We start from the raw sequence: 15,632 nt of genomic DNA, 5'->3' as shown, positions 1-15,632 counted from the left end.
ACGCGTAAGGCGCCCCGGCCCTGGAGGGCTGAGGCGCCTGAGGCGCGTGAGGCGCCCGAGGACCGGGGGCTCCTCCGGGGGTCAGAAGTGCTGCGGCCGGTGGAGCGGGGGCACGGCGTGCCCGTCCCGGTGGTCGTCCCGGTCGTCGTCCTCGTCCTCGCCGGCCGTCTCGCCACGCAGGTCGCGGGCCATCAGGGTGGCTCCGGCGACTGCTCCGGGCATCAGGAAGACGGCGACGAACGGCACCAGGAAGGCGAGGGTCAGCGGCACGCCGAAGCCGAGGGTGGCCATGCGGCGCCCGCGCAGCAGCGCGAGACGCTCCTTGAGCTCGACGCCCCGGCGCTGGAGCGCGACGGCCGTGAGCTCCTCGGCGAGGAAGAAGCCGGAGACGCAGAAGCCGAGGACGGGGACGACGGTCTGGCCGACCACCGGGATGAAACCGCAGGCGAAGAGCAGGATGCCGTAGAACGCGACCCGCAGCAGGACCCGCAGGCTGTCCCGGGCCGAGATCCACAGCTCGCGCCAGAGCGGGAGCCCGGACTCGGGCACGTCGCCGCCCTCGCTGCGGTCGACCTCCTCGGAGAGGGACTCGTAGAAGGGCTGGCCGACGAGGAGGGTGACGGCGGTGAAGGTGATGACCGCGAGGAAGAGCCCGAAGACGAAGACGAGGCCCGTGAGCGTGCCCCGGAACATCCCGAGCCAGGGCGAGGTCCAGTCGTCGGCGAACGGCGTCAGCCAGGCCACCAGGTCGTCGGCTCCGTAGCCGAGGCCGACGAGCGCGCCCGCGTAGAGGACGAGGGCCACGAGCCCGGGCAAGAGCCCGAATCCGAACCACCGTCCGTGCCGGCCGACCCACTTCTGGCCCTGTATCAGGTACCTGAAACCCACCCCGAGATCACGCATGGGAGCCAGCCTACTGACGAACGCGGTGAGGGCCGCACCCCGGTCGGTCGGGGTGCGGCCCTCACTCAGTGTGCCGGTCCGGAGCTCAGACGGCGAGCTCGACCGTGATGTTGCCGCGGGTCGCCTTGGAGTACGGGCAGACCTGGTGGGCCTTCTCGATCAGGCTCTTGGCGGTCTCGACGTCCACGTTCGGGATGGTCGCCGAGATCTTGACGATGATGCCGAAGCCGTCGTCGTTCTTGCCGATGCCCACCTCGGCGGTGACCGTCGAGCCGGAGATGTCGGCGTTCTCGTTGCGGGCGACGACGCCGAGCGCACCCTGGAAGCAGGCGCTGTAGCCCGCCGCGAAGAGCTGCTCGGGGTTGGTGCCGGCGCCGGAGCCGCCCATGGCCTTCGGCGGGTTGACGACGACGTCGAGCTGGCCGTCGTCGGTGGCGACACGGCCGTCACGCCCGTTCTCGGCGGTGGCGACGGCGGTGTAGAGAACGTCGGAGTGCTGGATCGACATGCGAGGTACTTCCTTCATGGGTTCGCCGCGACTCGCGCCCACGATCGCGACGGCTGAGGGAAGACTAGCGGGTCACCGAAACGATCATCTTTCCGGTGTTGTCCCCGCGGAGCAGTCCGAGGAAGGCGTCCACGCCGTTCTCGATGCCGTCCACGAAGGTCTCGCGGTGCTTCAGCTCGCCGGAGGCGAGCCAGCCGCCGACTTCCTGGACGAACTGGTTCTGCAGGCCGTAGTGGTCGCCGACGAGGACGCCCTGGAGGCGCAGCCGCTTGCCGATGATCATCGCCATGTTGCGCGGGCCGGGGACCGGCTCCGTGTCGTTGTACTGGGCGATCATGCCGCAGATGGTGGCGCGGCCGTGCACGTTGAGCGAGGAGATCGCGGCTTCGAGGTGGTCCCCGCCGACGTTGTCGAAGTAGACGTCGATGCCGTCCGGGGCGGCCTCGCGGAGCTGGTCCTTGACCGGGCCGTTCTTGTAGTTGAAGGCCGCGTCGAAGCCGAGCTCCTCGACGAGGAACTTCACCTTCTCGTCGGAGCCGGCGGAGCCGATGACCCGGGAGGCGCCCTTGAGCCGCGCCATCTGGCCGACCTGGCTGCCGACGGCCCCGGCCGCGCCGGAGACGAAGACGGCGTCGCCCTCCTTGAAGGAGGCGACCTCGAAGAGGCCCGCGTAGGCCGTGAGGCCGGTCATGCCGAGCACGCCGAGGTAGGCGGAGAGGGGGGCGAGCGCCGGGTCGACCTTGGTCGCCTGCTGCGCCGGGACGTCGGCGTACTCGCGCCAGCCGAGGCCGTGCAGGACGTGGTCGCCGACGGCGAAGCCCTCCGCGTTGGACGCGACGACCTCGCCGACCGCGCCGCCGTCCATGGGGCGGTCCAGCTGGAACGGCGGGATGTACGACTTCACGTCGTTCATCCGGCCCCGCATGTACGGGTCGACGGAGAAGTGCAGGTTGCGCACGAGGATGCGGCCCTCGGCGGGCTCGGTGACGCCGACCTCGCGCAGGGCGAAGTCGGCGGCGGTCGGCCAGCCGTGCGGACGGGCGACGAGGTGCCACTCACGGCTGGACGCGGGAAGAACGGACATGAGCACGGCCTCCAGGCAAAGCTTCAGAACGAAAAAGATTCACTGACTGAAACAACCATGCGCCTTGATATTTCATGTTGTCAAGTATCTGGGTAGGATGACGCCCATGGCCACCTCACGCACGGACCCCCTGACCCTCGAAGTCGTCGAGCTGATCGGCACGGTCGTGGCGCGCTACTACGAGGAGTACGAGCAGGCGGCCGCTCAGCACTCGCTGACCGGCGCGCAGGCCCGGGTCCTCGGGCTGCTCTCGCTCGACCCGCTGCCGATGCGCAGGATCGCCCAGAAGCTGAAGTGCGAGCCGTCCAACATCACGGGGATAGTCGACCGTCTGGAGGCCCGCGGCCTCGTCGAGCGCCGTCCCGACCCGGACGACCGCCGGGTCAAGCTGGCTGTCCCCACGGACGAGGGCCAGGACACCGCCCGGCGGCTGCGCGAGTCCCTGGACTTCGCCCGCGAGCCCCTCGGCGAGCTGACCGAGGTCGAGCGGACCCTCCTGCGGGACCTGCTGAAGCGGATGCTCGGCACGGACGCGATCTAGATCCTGCCCGCCGGACCGACCCTAGGGCCGGTCAGGCGCTGGACCACGCGCTCAGACGCACCACCAGAGGAAGCGGGTGCAGGGCGTCTCGGTCGGGGTCGGGGTCGGCGTGGAGCTCGGGGTCGTCGTCGCCGTGGGCGTCCCGGACGGCGAGCCGCTCGGGGTGGCCCCGGTGCCCGTGGGCTTCGGCTTCGCCGTGCCCGAGGCGGTCGGCGTGCCGGGCTGTGTGACGTCCGGTGTGGCGGACGGGGACGCCGAGCGGGTGGGCGTCGGCGATTCCGCCGGGCCGTCGCCGGAACCCTCCCCCGTACCGGAACCGGAGCCCGTACCCGAGCCGGATCCCGAGCCCGAGCCCGTACCGGAACCCGTACCCGAGCCCGTACCGGAACCGGATCCCGAACCCGTACCCGAGCCCGTGCCCACCTGGTGCTCGCGGGTGGGCGCGTGCGTGCTCGGGGCGTCCGTGACCGGGGACGGGCCGGAGCCGTCCGGCGGCGCGGCGCTCTCCGTGGTCTCGGTCGGGGTCGGCGACAGCGGGGTCTCGACGACCTCCTGCTCCCGCACGGCCGTGGCCGCGCCGCTCGCCTCCGGCTCCTGCAGAGCCAGCTGGACCACACCCAGGGTCCCGGCCGCGAGCACCACGCCCAGCGTCCCGAGGAGCGCCGTACGCCCCCGGCGCGGCCGCGCCCTTCTGCTCCCGCGCGACGCGGACCGGCCCCGCGCGGCGGTGCGGGCGGCGCGACGGCCGCCCGTCGCGGGCCGCGGCGGCTCCACGACGTCCAGTTCGTAGACGTACTCGGGCTCGGCGGGCGGAACGGGTATGTGGGGGGTCTCGTACCGCAGTTCCTCGACGGGGGTCCCGCACCCTGCACAGGCGAGGGCCCCGTTGAGATGCCGCCGGCACGCGTGGCAGTAGTCCATGGGGCCCGCAGGCTATGCGGCGCGACGCGGCGGCAGGTAGGCGCGGAAGTGAGGATCCTGTGAGGAAACCGCAGGTCGTCGGCGGTGCGTCGCGATTCTCCCGCTTCGGTCAGGAACGTCTCCGGGCCCGGCGCCGCGACCCCCGCCGTCCCGCGGGTGGCCCCGGGCGGCGCAGCCCAGCGCGCGCCGGGCCCGGGGCGGTCGCACGATGCGAACTAGGACCTGTCCGGTCGATCAGGGTCGGGGAGGTCCTGGGACCGCGCAACGCGAAACACCTCGCCCGTGCCAGCACCGCATTCCGGAGGATCCGCCGTGACCGTCAGCCTTGAGCAACTGCGCCGTTGCCATGTCGCCGTCGACCTGGGGGCCGCTCGCACCCGGGTCTACGTCAAGGGCGCCGGACTCGTCGTCGACGAGCCCAGCGTCGCCGCCGTCAACACCCGTACAGGAGCGCTGATCGCCGTCGGCGCGCTGGCGGAGAAGATGACGGGCCGCACCCCCGACTACATCCGGGTCGTCCGCCCCGTCTCCGGCGGCACGGTCGTCGACATCGAGATGGCGCAGCGGATGCTCCGTCACCTCCTCGGCGAGAAGCTGCGCCGTCAGCTCCGCCGCAAGCCGCGGCTGCGCGCGGCGGCCTGCACGCCCCACGACAGCGACCCCCTCGCGCAGCGCGCCGCCGTGGAGACCCTCGTCGGGCTCGGCGCGCGCCGGGTCGAGCTGGTCGACACCCTGATCGCCGCGGCCGTGGGCTGCGGGCTCCCGGTCGAGCAGCCGACCGCGACCATGATCCTGGTGTGCGGGGCGGCGACCACGCAGGTCGCGGTCCTCTCGCTCGGCTCGATCGTCACGGCCGAGCGGATGCCGATCGGCGGCGACGCCATCGACCACGCCGTCATCCAGCACCTGCGCCACCACCACGAGCTGATGCTGCCGAGCCAGTCGGTGCGCCCGCTCCAGCTCGCCCTCAGCGGCAACGGCCTGACGCCGCACGGCCCGGCCTCCACGGAGATCCACGGCCGGGACGTCGCCACGGGCCTGGCCCGCTCGGTGACCGTCGACACCGCCGCCGTACGGGAGGCGATCCACACCCCGCTGACGGCGGTCCTCGACGGCATCGGGAAGGTGCTGCGCGACTGCCCGCCGGACCTGGTGGCCGACCTCGCGGACCGCGGGATCATGATGGTCGGCGGCAGCGCCCTGCTGCCGGGCCTCGACCAGATGCTGCGCGAGGCGACCGGCATGCCGGTGCACATCGCCGAACGGCCCGACGTGTGCGCGGTCCTGGGCCTCGGAGCGATGCTGGAGGGCAAGGTGCAGCCGATGGTCCTCGACCCGCTGGCGGTGCGCGACCCGCTCGCCGACGACGACTGATCTCGCCGACCCTTCGAAATCACCCTGTTCGTACGACAATGAGACCATGACGATCATGGGCGAGGACGTGGACGGCATCGACGAGGACGGCACCCGCCTGCCCTTGCTGCTCGAAGCGGTCCTCAGCGTCGGCACGGATCTCGAACTCCACGCCACCCTCCAGCACCTCGTGGACTCGGCGACCGAGCTGGCGGGGGCCCGCTACGGGGCGCTCGGGGTCGTCGACCCCGAGCGCCGGCGGCTCACCGAGCTCTTCACCTCCGGCATGACCGACGCCGAGCGGCAGCGGGTCGGCCGGCTCCCCGACGGTCACAGCGGCGTGCTCGGCGTGCTGATCAAGGACCCGCAGCCGCTGCTGATCGACGACCTGACGGCCGATCCGCGCGCGTCCGGAGTACCCGAGGGCCACCCGGAGATGCGCTCCTTCCTGGGCGTCCCGATCCGGGTCCACACGCAGGTCTTCGGCCATCTGTACCTCACCGAGAAGCGCACGGGCGGCTTCACCGAGCAGGACCTCTCCCTGCTCCGGGTCCTCGCCTCGCAGGCCGGGATCGCCATCGGCAACGCCCGTCTGTACGAGACGACCCGGCAGCGCGAGCGCTGGATCGAGGGCGCGGCGGCCGTGACCACCGCCCTGCTCACCGGCGCGTCCGCCGAGAACGCCCTGATGACCGTCGCCGAACAGGCCAGGATCCTCGCCGACGCCTCGGCCGGTGTGGTCCTCCAGCCCACCCCGGAGGGCGGGATGGAGATCGTCGCCGCCTCGACCATCGACGACCCCGGCGACCTGGTCGGCACGACGATCGCGCCCGGCTCCCCCGTCCTCGTCCAGCTCCTCGGCGGGGAGCCCGTCTTCCTGGAGGACTCGGCGACGGACCCCCGGATGACCACGCACGTCCGGTCCCGTTTCGGCCCGTCGATGATGCTGCCCCTCCAGAGCGGCGGGAAGCTCATCGGCACGCTCGCCCTCCCCCGGCGGCGCGGCGGCCCGCCGTACTCGGCGGTGGACCGCCTGCTGGCCTCGCAGTTCGCCTCGCAGGCGGCGCTCGCGCTGGTCCTCGCGGACGCCCGGCACGACCGGGAGCGGCTCGCGGTGTACGAGGACCGGGACCGGATCGCGCGGGACCTGCACGACCTGGTCGTCCAGCGGCTGTTCGCCACGGAGATGATGCTGGAGTCGACCAGGCGGCGGGCGCTCGGCGCGGCGGACGGCGCCGCGAGCGCCGCCGAGGGCTCCGGCTCCGGCTCCGGCTCCGGCTCCGGCGAAGGATCCGACACCGACACCGACCTCGACTCCGACCTCGACGAGAACGCGCTCCTCGGCCGCGCCGTGGACGAGCTGGACTCGACGATCCAGGAGGTCCGGACGACCATCTTCGCGCTCCAGCAGCCCCCGGCGGACGCGCCGACCTCCTTCCGCGGCCGGGTGCTGCGCGAGACCGGCGGGGCGGCGGCGCTGCTCGGCTTCCAGCCGTCCGTGCACTTCTCGGGCGCGGTCGACACGCTCGTGGAGGACGAGGAGGCCGGGAAGCTCCTCGCCACCCTGCGCGGGGCGCTCGCGGCGGCCCACCGGCGGTCCGGGATCGCCGCGATCACGGTCGAGGTGACGGCCGGGAGGGACGGCGTACGGCTCCGGGTCGAGGACGACGGGACTCCGCCGACCACGGTCGTCTGGCCTTAAGCCCTGTCAGGGCTGCCCCCGTACGGAGCAGCCCGGCGCGCCGCGCCCCCTGTCCGGATCTTGACTGGAGGCGTGGACACCGAGACCAAGCCCCCGACCGCGGCGGCCTACCGCAACCTGGTGATGGCCACCATCGGCTTCACGCTCACCTTCTGGGCGTGGGACCTGATCGCGCCGATCGCCAGTTGGTACGGCGACCGGCTCGACCTCAGTTCCTTCCAGCAGTCGCTGCTCGTGGCGGTGCCCGTCCTGGTCGGCTCGCTCGGCCGCATCCCGGCGGGCGCCCTGACCGACAGGTACGGCGCGAAGCTGATGTTCCCGGTGGTCTCCGCGCTGACGATCGTCCCCGTGCTCCTCCTGATCGTCGCCAAGGACAGCTACGCCCTGATGCTGATCGTGGGCTTCCTCCTCGGCCTCGGCGGCACGACGTTCGCCATCGGCATCCCGCTGGTCAACTCCTGGTTCCCGCCGGCCAAGCGCGGTCTCGCGCTCGGCGTGTTCGGCATGGGCATGGGCGGTGTGGCGCTCTCCGGCTACTTCACGCCCCGGATCGCCAAGCACGGCGAGAACCTCCCCTTCGTCGTGGTGGCGATCGCGCTCGCCGTGTACGCGGTGCTGGCCGCCGTCCTCATCACCGACCGCCCCGACCGGGTCGTGCCCACCGCCTCCCTCGCGAGCCGCCTCGGTTCGGCGGGGCGGCTGCGGGTGACGTGGGAGCTGTCGGCGCTGTACGCGATCGGCTTCGGCGGCATCGTCGCCTTCGGCGTCTACCTGCCGACGTACCTGAAGACCTGGTACGAGCTCGACCCGACGGACGCGGGCACCAAGGCCGCCGGTTTCGCCCTGGTCACCGTCGTTTTCCGGCCGATCGGCGGCTGGCTCTCGGACCGGGTGCACCCGGCGGTCGTGACGGCCTGCGCGCTCGGCGTGGTCGCCCTCTTCGCGATCGTCCAGGCCTTCGACCCGAAGCTGAACCCGGGCGGCACGATCGCCCTGCTCGTCATGGCCGCCGGTCTCGGCACGGCGAGCGGTTCCGTCTTCGCCCTGGTCTCCCAGGTCACCCCGCAGGCCCAGGTCGGCAGCGTCACCGGAATCGTCGGCGCGATGGGCGGCCTCGGCGGCTTCGTGCCGCCGCTGGTGATGGGCGCGATCTACAGCGCCAAGGGCTCGTACTCGATCGGCTTCATGCTCCTCTCCGACCTGGCGCTCGCGGGCTGTGTGTACGCGTACGGGCGGATGCGCGGGATCCGGCCGGGCGGGGACGCCCCCGAGGTCGAGCAGACGAAGATCACAGCCCGCCGGCCCTGACGGACGGGCAGAATGGCCTCCCGGCAACCCTCGACCTCGACGACGACCCGAGGAGTACGACCGGTGAGTGCGCTCTTCCCCGCTCTGGACGCCCGATCCCTGGCGGCGGACCCGTCCGACCGGCCCGCGCTGCGCTGCGGCGCGGACACGCTGACCTACGCCGGACTGGCCCGCGCCGCCGGTTCCCTGGCGGTACGGATCGGGGGCGCCGACCGGGTCGCCGTCTGGGCCACGCCGAGCGCGCACACGGCGGTCGCCGTCGTGGCCGCCCTGCTCGCGGGCGTGCCCGCCGTCCCCCTCAACCCGCGCACGGGCGAGCGCGAGCTGGCGCACATCCTCGGCGACAGCGCGCCGGGCGCGGTGCTCGCGGGTCCGGGGGACGTCCTGCCGGCCGGGCTCGCGGGACTCCCCCGCATCGACGTGGAGCTCACCGAGCCGGGGACAGAGGGGCCCACGACCGCCGGGCCCGGGGCCACCGAGCCCGGAACCGCCGGGCCCGCGACCGCCGCGGCCGAGCCCGACGACGCCGAGGCGCCCGCCCTCGTCGTCTACACCTCCGGCACCACCGGCCCCCCGAAGGGCGTCGTGCTCTCCCGGCGGGCGATCGCCGCCTCCCTCGACGCGCTGGCCGACGCCTGGTCGTGGACGGCGGACGACGTCCTCGTGCACGCGCTGCCGCTGTTCCACGTCCACGGGCTGATCCTCGGGATCCTGGGCCCGCTGCGGCGCGGCGGCGAGGTCCGGCACCTGGGCGCGTTCTCGGTGGAGGGCGTGACGCGGGAGCTGGGCGCCGGCGGCACGATGCTGTTCGGCGTACCGACCATGTACCACCGGATCGCGGACGCGCTCGGCGAGGACACCGGCCTCGCGAAGGCGCTGGCCGGGGCGCGGCTCCTCGTCTCGGGTTCGGCGGCGCTGCCGGTCCACGACCACGAGCGGATCACGGCGGCGACGGGCCGGACGGTCGTCGAGCGGTACGGCATGACCGAGACGCTCATGAACACCAGCGTGCGGCCGGGCGGCGCGCCCCGGCCGGGCACCGTCGGAACCCCGCTCGCGGGCGTCGGCCTGCGGCTGGTGGACGAGGACGGTTCCGTACTCGGCGAGAACGACGGGGAGACCGTCGGCGAGGTGCAGGTCCACGGCCCGAACCTCTTCTCCGGCTATCTGAACCGGCCGGACGCGACGGCGGCGGCCTTCGACGGCGACTGGTTCCGCACCGGCGACATGGCGGTCCGCGAGGCCGACGGCGCGGTGCGTCTGGTGGGCCGCAAGGCGACCGACCTGATCAAGAGCGGCGGCTACAAGATCGGGGCGGGCGAGATCGAGAACGCGCTCCTCGACCACCCGGGCGTCAGGGAGGCGGCCGTCACCGGCGAGCCGGACCCGGACCTGGGCGAGCGGATCGTGGCCTGGGTGGTGGCCTCGGACGCGTCGGCGGTCCCGGCGGAGGCGGAGCTCGCCGACCACGTGGCGGGGCTGCTCGCCCCGCACAAGCGGCCCCGGGTGGTGCGCTACCTCGACGCGCTCCCCCGCAACGACATGGGCAAGGTCCTGAAGAAGGCGCTCCCGGTGGTCGGCTGAGGCCGGGCACGCGAGAGGCCGGGCACGCGTGAGGCCGGGAACGCGAGAGGCCGGACCCCTCCGGAATCGGAAGGGGCCCGGCCTCACGCGTCGTACGGTCGTACGGTCGTACGGTCTTCCAGGTGTGGTTACTTCACGCCGAGCGCGCGGATCAGCTCCTGCGTGACCGTGCCGCCCTGGTCGTCGCTCGCGCCCGCCCGCAGCGAGACGGAGGCCGCCCCGGTCGGGATCCGCAGCTCGCCGCTCCAGGAAGCGCCGCGCCACGAGGGCTTGAGGGCGACCTTCGTCCAGGTCTTGCCCTCGTCGTAGGAGACGTCCAGGGTGCCGCCGGTGATCGTGCCGGTGCCGGCCGCGCCCTTCACGTACTCCGCGAAGGTCCGCACGGACAGCTTGCCGCCGGCCCGGACGTCACCGTCGAGGTCGGTGTCCAGGTCGAAGCCGAGGTTGAGCATCGGCAGGTAGGTGATCCGGTCCGACGGGGTCTCGGCCGAGCGGAACGTCCACTCGGAGTGGCCCTTGGTCGCGAGCCGCCAGCGGGCCGGGTCGAGCGCGGTGTCGGTGACGACCTTGTACGTGGCCTCCTCGGCCGGCGCGTCCCAGGCGTAGGCGCCGGAGCTCATCTTGCGGTCGACCCGGGTGCCGTTGACGTACACCTCGGTGAACTGGGTCATCGAGTCGTCGCCCCACACGTTGCCGAAGCCGGTGTGGTCGGTGCCCGAGTCGCCCCAGCCGGGGGTGTTGAAGCGCAGGTCGTTGCCGGCGCGCTGCTGGCCCCAGCCGAGGCCGGTGCCGAGCCACGGGTGCCAGACGGGGCCGAACCAGTCGAGGTCGACGCGGCTGCCGCCCCGGTAGGACGGGGTGCCGCCGCGCTCCTCCAGGGAGTCGCCGAGGTCGACGGACTCGTGCCAGCGCTGGCCCGTGCCGGTGGAGACGTACTCGGTGCGCTCGACCGGGAAGGCGATCCACTCCTTGAAGCCGAAGCCGATCGGGAAGGTGTCGGTGATCGAGTAGCGGAACTCGCCGCCCAGCTCCGCGCGCTTGGTCGGCGCGTGGAAGGTGGAGCTGATCGTGGCGAGCTCGTCCTCGTCGGGCCGGAAGACCAGGTCCTTGCCGATGGCGCCGGGGTGGCCCTCGGAGAGGTCGTACGTGTACGGGGTGAAGCGGGTGCCGGTCAGCTCGACGCGCTTGCCCCGGGCCGCGCCGGCCGCGAGCCGCTGGGCGTCGGCGGTGTTGACGGTGGCGACGGCGAGCGGCCGGTCCTCGTAGTCGGCGGTGCCGAAGTACTTCATCAGTCGGCCGGGCTGGTCGTCGGTGACGAACAGGGCCTTGGCGCCCGCGTCCTGGGCGGTCTGGGCGAGCTCGGTCGGGTCGGCGCCGGCGGTGAGCCGGACGAGGACGGCCTTGCCGGTGACGTCCTTGCCTGCGTACTCGGCGGGGGTGCCGGTGCCCGCGTCGGCGAGGCCGAGGCGGTGGCGGCCTTCGAGGAGCGTCGCGCCGCCCTGCGCGGTGGCGCCGGAGAGGCGGACGCCGTCGACGCTCGCCTCCACCATCGGCTTGCCGAGGCGCCAGACCGTCCGGTACTCGAAGGTGCCGTCCTTGACGGGCGCGGTGGGCGCGGCGAAGAGCGAGTCGTAGGTCAGGGGGACCTGGACGGCGTCCATGTAGGAGGTGCCGTTCGCCTTGCGGTCGTACTCCATGAGGAGCTGCCGGGTCTCGGTCCGCTTCTCGACGTCGGCGCGGATCTCGCGCAGCTGCCGTCCGTCGAGGGTGATCTCCCGGTCGCGGTCGAGGACGACCTCCGGGGAGGCGAGGAAACCGAGGCCGAGGGAGTCCTTGCCGTGCGAGCCGCGCACGTCGAGGAAGGTGTCGACGGTGTACGTGCCGGGCTTGAGGCGCAGTTCGACGGTGCCGGACTCGCCGACGGCCGCCGGGAAGGCGTCCGCGTCCTCGGTCAGCTTCTTCATGCCGAGGTACGCGGGGGTGGGGGCGCCGTCGCGGTCCTTCACGTGGACCGTGAGGGTGTAGCGCTCCTCCTCCTTGACCAGGCCGAGCGCGGTGTGCGCGACGGGCGCGCCGCCGGCGGTGGCGGTGATCCGGCCGGAGGACTGCCCGACGGGGGCCTTGCCGCCGTCACCGGTGACGGTGGTGCTCGCGGAGCCGTGGGCGGGGACGGTGAGGGTGGTGTCGGCGAGGGCGGCGACCCCCGCCGGCATGCCCTCGACGGCGAGGTTCAGCTCGACGGGGGCGTCGGAGGCGTTGGTGTACGTGACGGTCCTGGTGACCGGCTTGCTGCCCTCGTACGGCCAGGAGACGAAGCCGAGGTCGGCGGAGCCGGTGGCGGTGACGTTCGCGGAGATCGCGGCGGCCACGTCGACGCGGCCCGCGCCGAGGGCGTAGGCGGAGGCGTCGAGCGTCTTCGACGAGGACATCAGGGCGTCCTTGAGCCGGGCGCCGGTCCAGTCGGGGTGCTTCTCGGCGAGCAGCGCGGCGACGCCGGCGATGTGCGGGGTCGCCATCGACGTACCGCTCATGGAGGTGTAGAGGCCGCTGCCGGTGACCAGTTGGGAGCGGGCGGCGAGGATGCCGACGCCGGGGGCCGACAGGTCGGGCTTGAGGGCCTGGTCGCCGTAGCGGGGGCCCTGGCTCGTGAAGTAGGCGGCCTCGTCGGCGGAGTCGACGGCGCCGACGGTGAGCGCGGAGTCGGCGGCGCCGGGCGAGCCGATGGAGCCGGGGGCTCCGGAGTTTCCGGCGGCGATGACGAAGAGGGCGCCCGTCTCGGCGGTGAGGGTGTTGACGGCCTCGGCCATCGGGTCGGTGCCGTCGCTGGGTTCGCGGGAGCCGAGGCTCATCGAGACGATCTTCGCGTCGATGTCCTTGGCGGCCCACTCCATGCCGGCGATGATCTGCGACTCGCTGCCGGAGCCCTCGTCGCTGAGGACCTTGCCGACGGCGAGGGTGGCGCCGGGGGCGACGCCCTTCTCCTTGCCGTCGGAGCCCGCGCCGCTGCCGCCGACGGTGGAGGCGACGTGCGTGCCGTGGCCGTTGCGGTCGGCGACCTCCTGGCCCTCGATGAAGGACTTGGACTCGGCGACCCGGCCGCCGAGGTCGGGGTGGGCGAGGTCGGCGCCGGTGTCGAGGACGGCGACCTTGACGCCCTTGCCGGTGAGCCCGGCCTCCCAGGCCTTCGGGGTGCCGATCTGGGCGTTGGAGTCGGCCATGGCGGCCTCGACCTTGCCGTCGAGCCAGACCTTGCCGGGAGCGGCGGCACGGGCGTTCGGGCTCTTCGTGGTCTGCTGAGCGGTGAACCCGCGCCAGAAGGCGGCGGGGTCGGTGGCGGTGACGGCCGCGCCCCCGACGCTGGGAAGGGCGCGGACGGTCTCGGTGCCGCGCGGGGCAGCGGCGGCGGCCCGGGCGCCCTTGCCGTACGTGACGATCAGCGGGAGTTCGCCGGTGATGCCCTGCTCGACGAGGCCGGTGACGTCGAAGAGGCGGGGGTCGAGCGTGCCGGAGGCGAGATAGGGGGCGGCTTCGTCGGGGACGACCGTGACGCGTCCGTCGACGATCCGGCTGCGCACCGCACCGGTGGCGCCCTCGGCGCGGTCGACGGTGACGGTCTGCTTGCCGCCGCCGAGGTCGGTGAGGGTGACGCGGTCGCCGGTGACGAGGGTGACGGTGCTGCTCGTCGCGGACGGCTTGAAGGTGTCCGGCACGGCGGAGGCGGTGTTCCCGGCGGCGGCGGTCTGCCCGGCCGAGAGCATCACGAGGGATATGCCGGCGGCGAGCAGGCCGGCCCTTCCTCTGGCGATGGGTGTGGTCATCGACGAAACTCCTCGCGGACCCGGGGTCGGGGGTGTTCCGGGTGCCGCGAGGAGTCTTGGCCTGTGGGGCGGGTGTTGACCCCTGTTGCTCCTGGCGGTTATGTGCCGTGGCGGTCAACCGCCAGGCCAGGAGGGTGAGTTCGGGGTGAAACCCGCCCGGAGCCTTACGGAGTGGGGTCGAGTGCGTCGTACCGGCGGAAAGAGCGCCCGTAGAGGGCCAGGACGCCGACCGCGAGGACGCAGGCGATCCCGCCGCCCGTGATGGCGACGGCCGGTGAGGTCAGGTCGGCGACGGAGCCCGCGAGGAAGTCGCCGAGCCGGGGCCCGCCCGCGACGACCACGATGAAGACGCCCTGGAGCCGGCCGCGCATCTCGTCGGGCGCGGCGACCTGCATCATCGTGTTCCGGAAGATCATCGAGACGGTGTCGGAGTAGCCGGCGAGGGCGAGCAGGAGCAGCCCCAGCCAGAGGTTCCGGGTCAGCCCGAAGACGGCGATGGCGGTACCCCAGCAGGCGACGGCGACGAGGATCGCCTGCCCGTGGTGGCGGATGCGGCCCTGCCAGCCGGAGAGGACACCGCCGAGGAGCGCCCCGAACGCGGGCGCGGCGACGAGGAGCCCGGTGGTCTTCGCGTCCCCGCCGTACCAGAGCACGGCGACGGCCGGGAACAGGGCGCGGGGGTGGGCGAGGATCATCGCGCAGAAGTCGGAGAAGAACGTCATGCGCAGGTTGGGGCGGGTGGCGAGGAAGCGCAGCCCGTCGAGGACGGAGGCCCGCTTGCTCCCCTTCCGCTCCGGGAGCATGGACGGCAGGCGCCACATCGCGTAGAGGCTCGCGGAGAAGGCGAGGGCGTCGACGAGGTACGCGGTCTGGTAGCCGGCGACGCCGACGATCAGGCCGCCGAGGCTGGGCCCGACGAGCATGCCGAAGGTCATGACCATCGAGTTGAGCGCGTTGGCGGCGCGCAGCTGCTCGGGCGGCAGGAGCCGGGGGATCATCGAGGTGCGGGCGGGCGAGTTGAGCGCGGCGCACACGGCCTGGAGGGCGACGATCCCGTAGAGGAACCAGACGAGGTGGAAGCCGGCGAGCGCGGCACCCGCGAGGGCGATCGAGAGGACGGCGGAGCCGAGGGCGCTGGCCAGGCCGAGCTTGCGACGGTCGACGGTGTCGGCGACGGCGCCGCCGTACAGGCCGAAGACGACGAGCGGGACGAGGGAGAACAGCCCGACGAGCCCGACGGAGAAGGGCGAGCGGGTGATCTCGTACACCTGGAGGGAGACGGCGAGCGAGGTCATGCCCTGGCCGACCCAGGAGACGGTGCTCCCGAACCAGAGGCGGCGGTAGTCGGCGGAGACCCGCAGCGGGGTGAGGTCGGCGAAGACCCTGCGGCGGTCCGTCTCGGCCTGCGGCTCCGGTTCCTTCTCCTGCTTCTCGGCGGTGGTCACGCGACGTCGTACCGGAGCTCGGGGCGGGCCCAGTGGATCCGTCCGGCGGGCGGGAGGCTTCCGGTCCGGACGGCGCCGGTGCGCAGGTAGAACTCCTCGGCGGGCGGGTGCGCGACGACCCGTACGGAGGCGAGTCCGGCCGCCGCCGCCTGCCCGGTCATGTGCTCCATGAGCAGCCGTCCGATGCCGAGGCCCTGGGCGGAGTCGGCGACGAAGGCGAGGTCGAGCTCGGCCTCGTCGAGGAGGAGGGCGTAGAACCCGAGCACACGGTCGTTCTCGTCGACGGCGACGAAGACGGGGTGGTGCTCGATGTACGCCCCGCCGACCTGGTACCCGTCGACCATGGCGGCGTAGTCGCCCCGGTAGGCGGCGGAGGACCGGACGAGCCGGGTGAGCCGCTTGGAGTCGTCGGCGGTGGCGCGCCGGATGGCAATGTCGGGCATGGGCCGAGTATAGGTACGTAGA

The 15,632-nt window shown here is 73.1% G+C and carries 12 protein-coding genes; 5 read left to right on the top strand and 7 right to left on the bottom strand.

Translation table 11 applies throughout. The annotated features are described in order from the left end of the window. Positions 1 to 81 precede the first annotated feature (81 nt). The 3 genes from ACZ6K0_RS15985 to ACZ6K0_RS15975 all read right to left on the bottom strand — a co-directional run bounded on the left by ACZ6K0_RS15985 (position 82) and on the right by ACZ6K0_RS15975 (position 2,495). Positions 82 to 903: an EI24 domain-containing protein gene (locus ACZ6K0_RS15985; protein WP_469228691.1), complete on the bottom strand. Its 822-nt coding sequence runs from the start codon at positions 901 to 903 to the stop codon at positions 82 to 84. Positions 904 to 988: 85 nt separating this feature from the next. Next, positions 989 to 1,411 carry an organic hydroperoxide resistance protein gene (locus ACZ6K0_RS15980; protein WP_266891541.1) on the bottom strand — a complete coding sequence of 141 codons (423 nt, stop codon included), beginning with the start codon at positions 1,409 to 1,411 and terminating at the stop codon, positions 989 to 991. A gap of 64 nt (positions 1,412 to 1,475) precedes the next feature. Beyond that, positions 1,476 to 2,495 (bottom strand): NADP-dependent oxidoreductase, encoded by a 1,020-nt coding sequence (locus ACZ6K0_RS15975; RefSeq protein ID WP_469228692.1) that lies wholly within the window; start codon positions 2,493 to 2,495, stop codon positions 1,476 to 1,478. Between the two features lie 106 nt (positions 2,496 to 2,601). Here ACZ6K0_RS15975 and ACZ6K0_RS15970 point away from each other — a divergent pair, with 106 nt between their 5' ends. Beyond that, positions 2,602 to 3,036: a MarR family winged helix-turn-helix transcriptional regulator gene (locus ACZ6K0_RS15970; RefSeq protein WP_376405205.1), complete on the top strand. Its 435-nt coding sequence runs from the start codon at positions 2,602 to 2,604 to the stop codon at positions 3,034 to 3,036. Positions 3,037 to 3,087: 51 nt separating this feature from the next. On the opposite strand, the gene ACZ6K0_RS15965 is transcribed toward ACZ6K0_RS15970, so the two are convergent. Beyond that, complete coding sequence (locus ACZ6K0_RS15965; protein ID WP_469228694.1) at positions 3,088 to 3,957, bottom strand: SCO2400 family protein; 870 nt, start codon at positions 3,955 to 3,957, stop codon at positions 3,088 to 3,090. A gap of 312 nt (positions 3,958 to 4,269) precedes the next feature. On the opposite strand from ACZ6K0_RS15965, the gene mreB reads away from it, so the two are divergent. From mreB to ACZ6K0_RS15945, 4 genes are all read left to right on the top strand, one after another. Then, positions 4,270 to 5,331, top strand: coding sequence for a rod shape-determining protein (mreB, locus tag ACZ6K0_RS15960; protein WP_376405209.1), 1,062 nt, complete (start codon positions 4,270 to 4,272; stop codon positions 5,329 to 5,331). A 46-nt stretch (positions 5,332 to 5,377) separates the two neighbouring features. Beyond that, positions 5,378 to 7,012: a GAF domain-containing protein gene (locus ACZ6K0_RS15955; RefSeq protein ID WP_469228696.1), complete on the top strand. Its 1,635-nt coding sequence runs from the start codon at positions 5,378 to 5,380 to the stop codon at positions 7,010 to 7,012. Between the two features lie 123 nt (positions 7,013 to 7,135). Further along, positions 7,136 to 8,320 (top strand): MFS transporter, encoded by a 1,185-nt coding sequence (locus ACZ6K0_RS15950; protein ID WP_376406258.1) that lies wholly within the window; start codon positions 7,136 to 7,138, stop codon positions 8,318 to 8,320. A gap of 63 nt (positions 8,321 to 8,383) precedes the next feature. Then, positions 8,384 to 9,904, top strand: coding sequence for an acyl-CoA synthetase (locus ACZ6K0_RS15945; RefSeq protein WP_469228697.1), 1,521 nt, complete (start codon positions 8,384 to 8,386; stop codon positions 9,902 to 9,904). Positions 9,905 to 10,032: 128 nt separating this feature from the next. Here the strand turns inward: ACZ6K0_RS15945 and ACZ6K0_RS15940 are convergent, their stop codons facing one another. The 3 genes from ACZ6K0_RS15940 to ACZ6K0_RS15930 all read right to left on the bottom strand — a co-directional run bounded on the left by ACZ6K0_RS15940 (position 10,033) and on the right by ACZ6K0_RS15930 (position 15,610). Then, positions 10,033 to 13,722: a S8 family serine peptidase gene (locus ACZ6K0_RS15940; RefSeq protein ID WP_469228699.1), complete on the bottom strand. Its 3,690-nt coding sequence runs from the start codon at positions 13,720 to 13,722 to the stop codon at positions 10,033 to 10,035. Between the two features lie 164 nt (positions 13,723 to 13,886). Further along, a complete protein-coding gene (locus tag ACZ6K0_RS15935) occupies positions 13,887 to 15,167 on the bottom strand; it encodes an MFS transporter (RefSeq protein ID WP_469228701.1) in 1,281 nt (426 codons plus the stop codon). Further along, a complete protein-coding gene (locus ACZ6K0_RS15930) occupies positions 15,164 to 15,610 on the bottom strand; it encodes a GNAT family N-acetyltransferase (RefSeq protein ID WP_469228702.1) in 447 nt (148 codons plus the stop codon). Before ACZ6K0_RS15930 ends, ACZ6K0_RS15935 begins: the two co-directional genes overlap by 4 nt. Between the last annotated feature and the right edge of the window lie 22 nt (positions 15,611 to 15,632).

Source organism: Streptomyces sp. NPDC042346, assembly GCF_055581845.1.
Note: the sequence above shows the minus strand (reverse complement) of the source record. Positions and strands in the feature narration are given on the sequence as shown.

Excerpts from the sequence above, each read along its gene's own strand:
- ACZ6K0_RS15985 (WP_469228691.1), bottom strand. The coding sequence starts at position 903 with ATGCGTGATCTCGGGGTGGGTTTCAGGTACCTGATACAGGGCCAGAAG.
- ACZ6K0_RS15980 (WP_266891541.1), bottom strand. The coding sequence starts at position 1,411 with ATGTCGATCCAGCACTCCGACGTTCTCTACACCGCCGTCGCCACCGCC.
- ACZ6K0_RS15975 (WP_469228692.1), bottom strand. The coding sequence starts at position 2,495 with ATGTCCGTTCTTCCCGCGTCCAGCCGTGAGTGGCACCTCGTCGCCCGT.
- ACZ6K0_RS15970 (WP_376405205.1), top strand. The coding sequence starts at position 2,602 with ATGGCCACCTCACGCACGGACCCCCTGACCCTCGAAGTCGTCGAGCTG.
- ACZ6K0_RS15965 (WP_469228694.1), bottom strand. The coding sequence starts at position 3,957 with ATGGACTACTGCCACGCGTGCCGGCGGCATCTCAACGGGGCCCTCGCC.
- ACZ6K0_RS15955 (WP_469228696.1), top strand. The coding sequence starts at position 5,378 with ATGACGATCATGGGCGAGGACGTGGACGGCATCGACGAGGACGGCACC.
- ACZ6K0_RS15950 (WP_376406258.1), top strand. The coding sequence starts at position 7,136 with ATGGCCACCATCGGCTTCACGCTCACCTTCTGGGCGTGGGACCTGATC.
- ACZ6K0_RS15940 (WP_469228699.1), bottom strand. The coding sequence starts at position 13,722 with ATGACCACACCCATCGCCAGAGGAAGGGCCGGCCTGCTCGCCGCCGGC.
- ACZ6K0_RS15930 (WP_469228702.1), bottom strand. The coding sequence starts at position 15,610 with ATGCCCGACATTGCCATCCGGCGCGCCACCGCCGACGACTCCAAGCGG.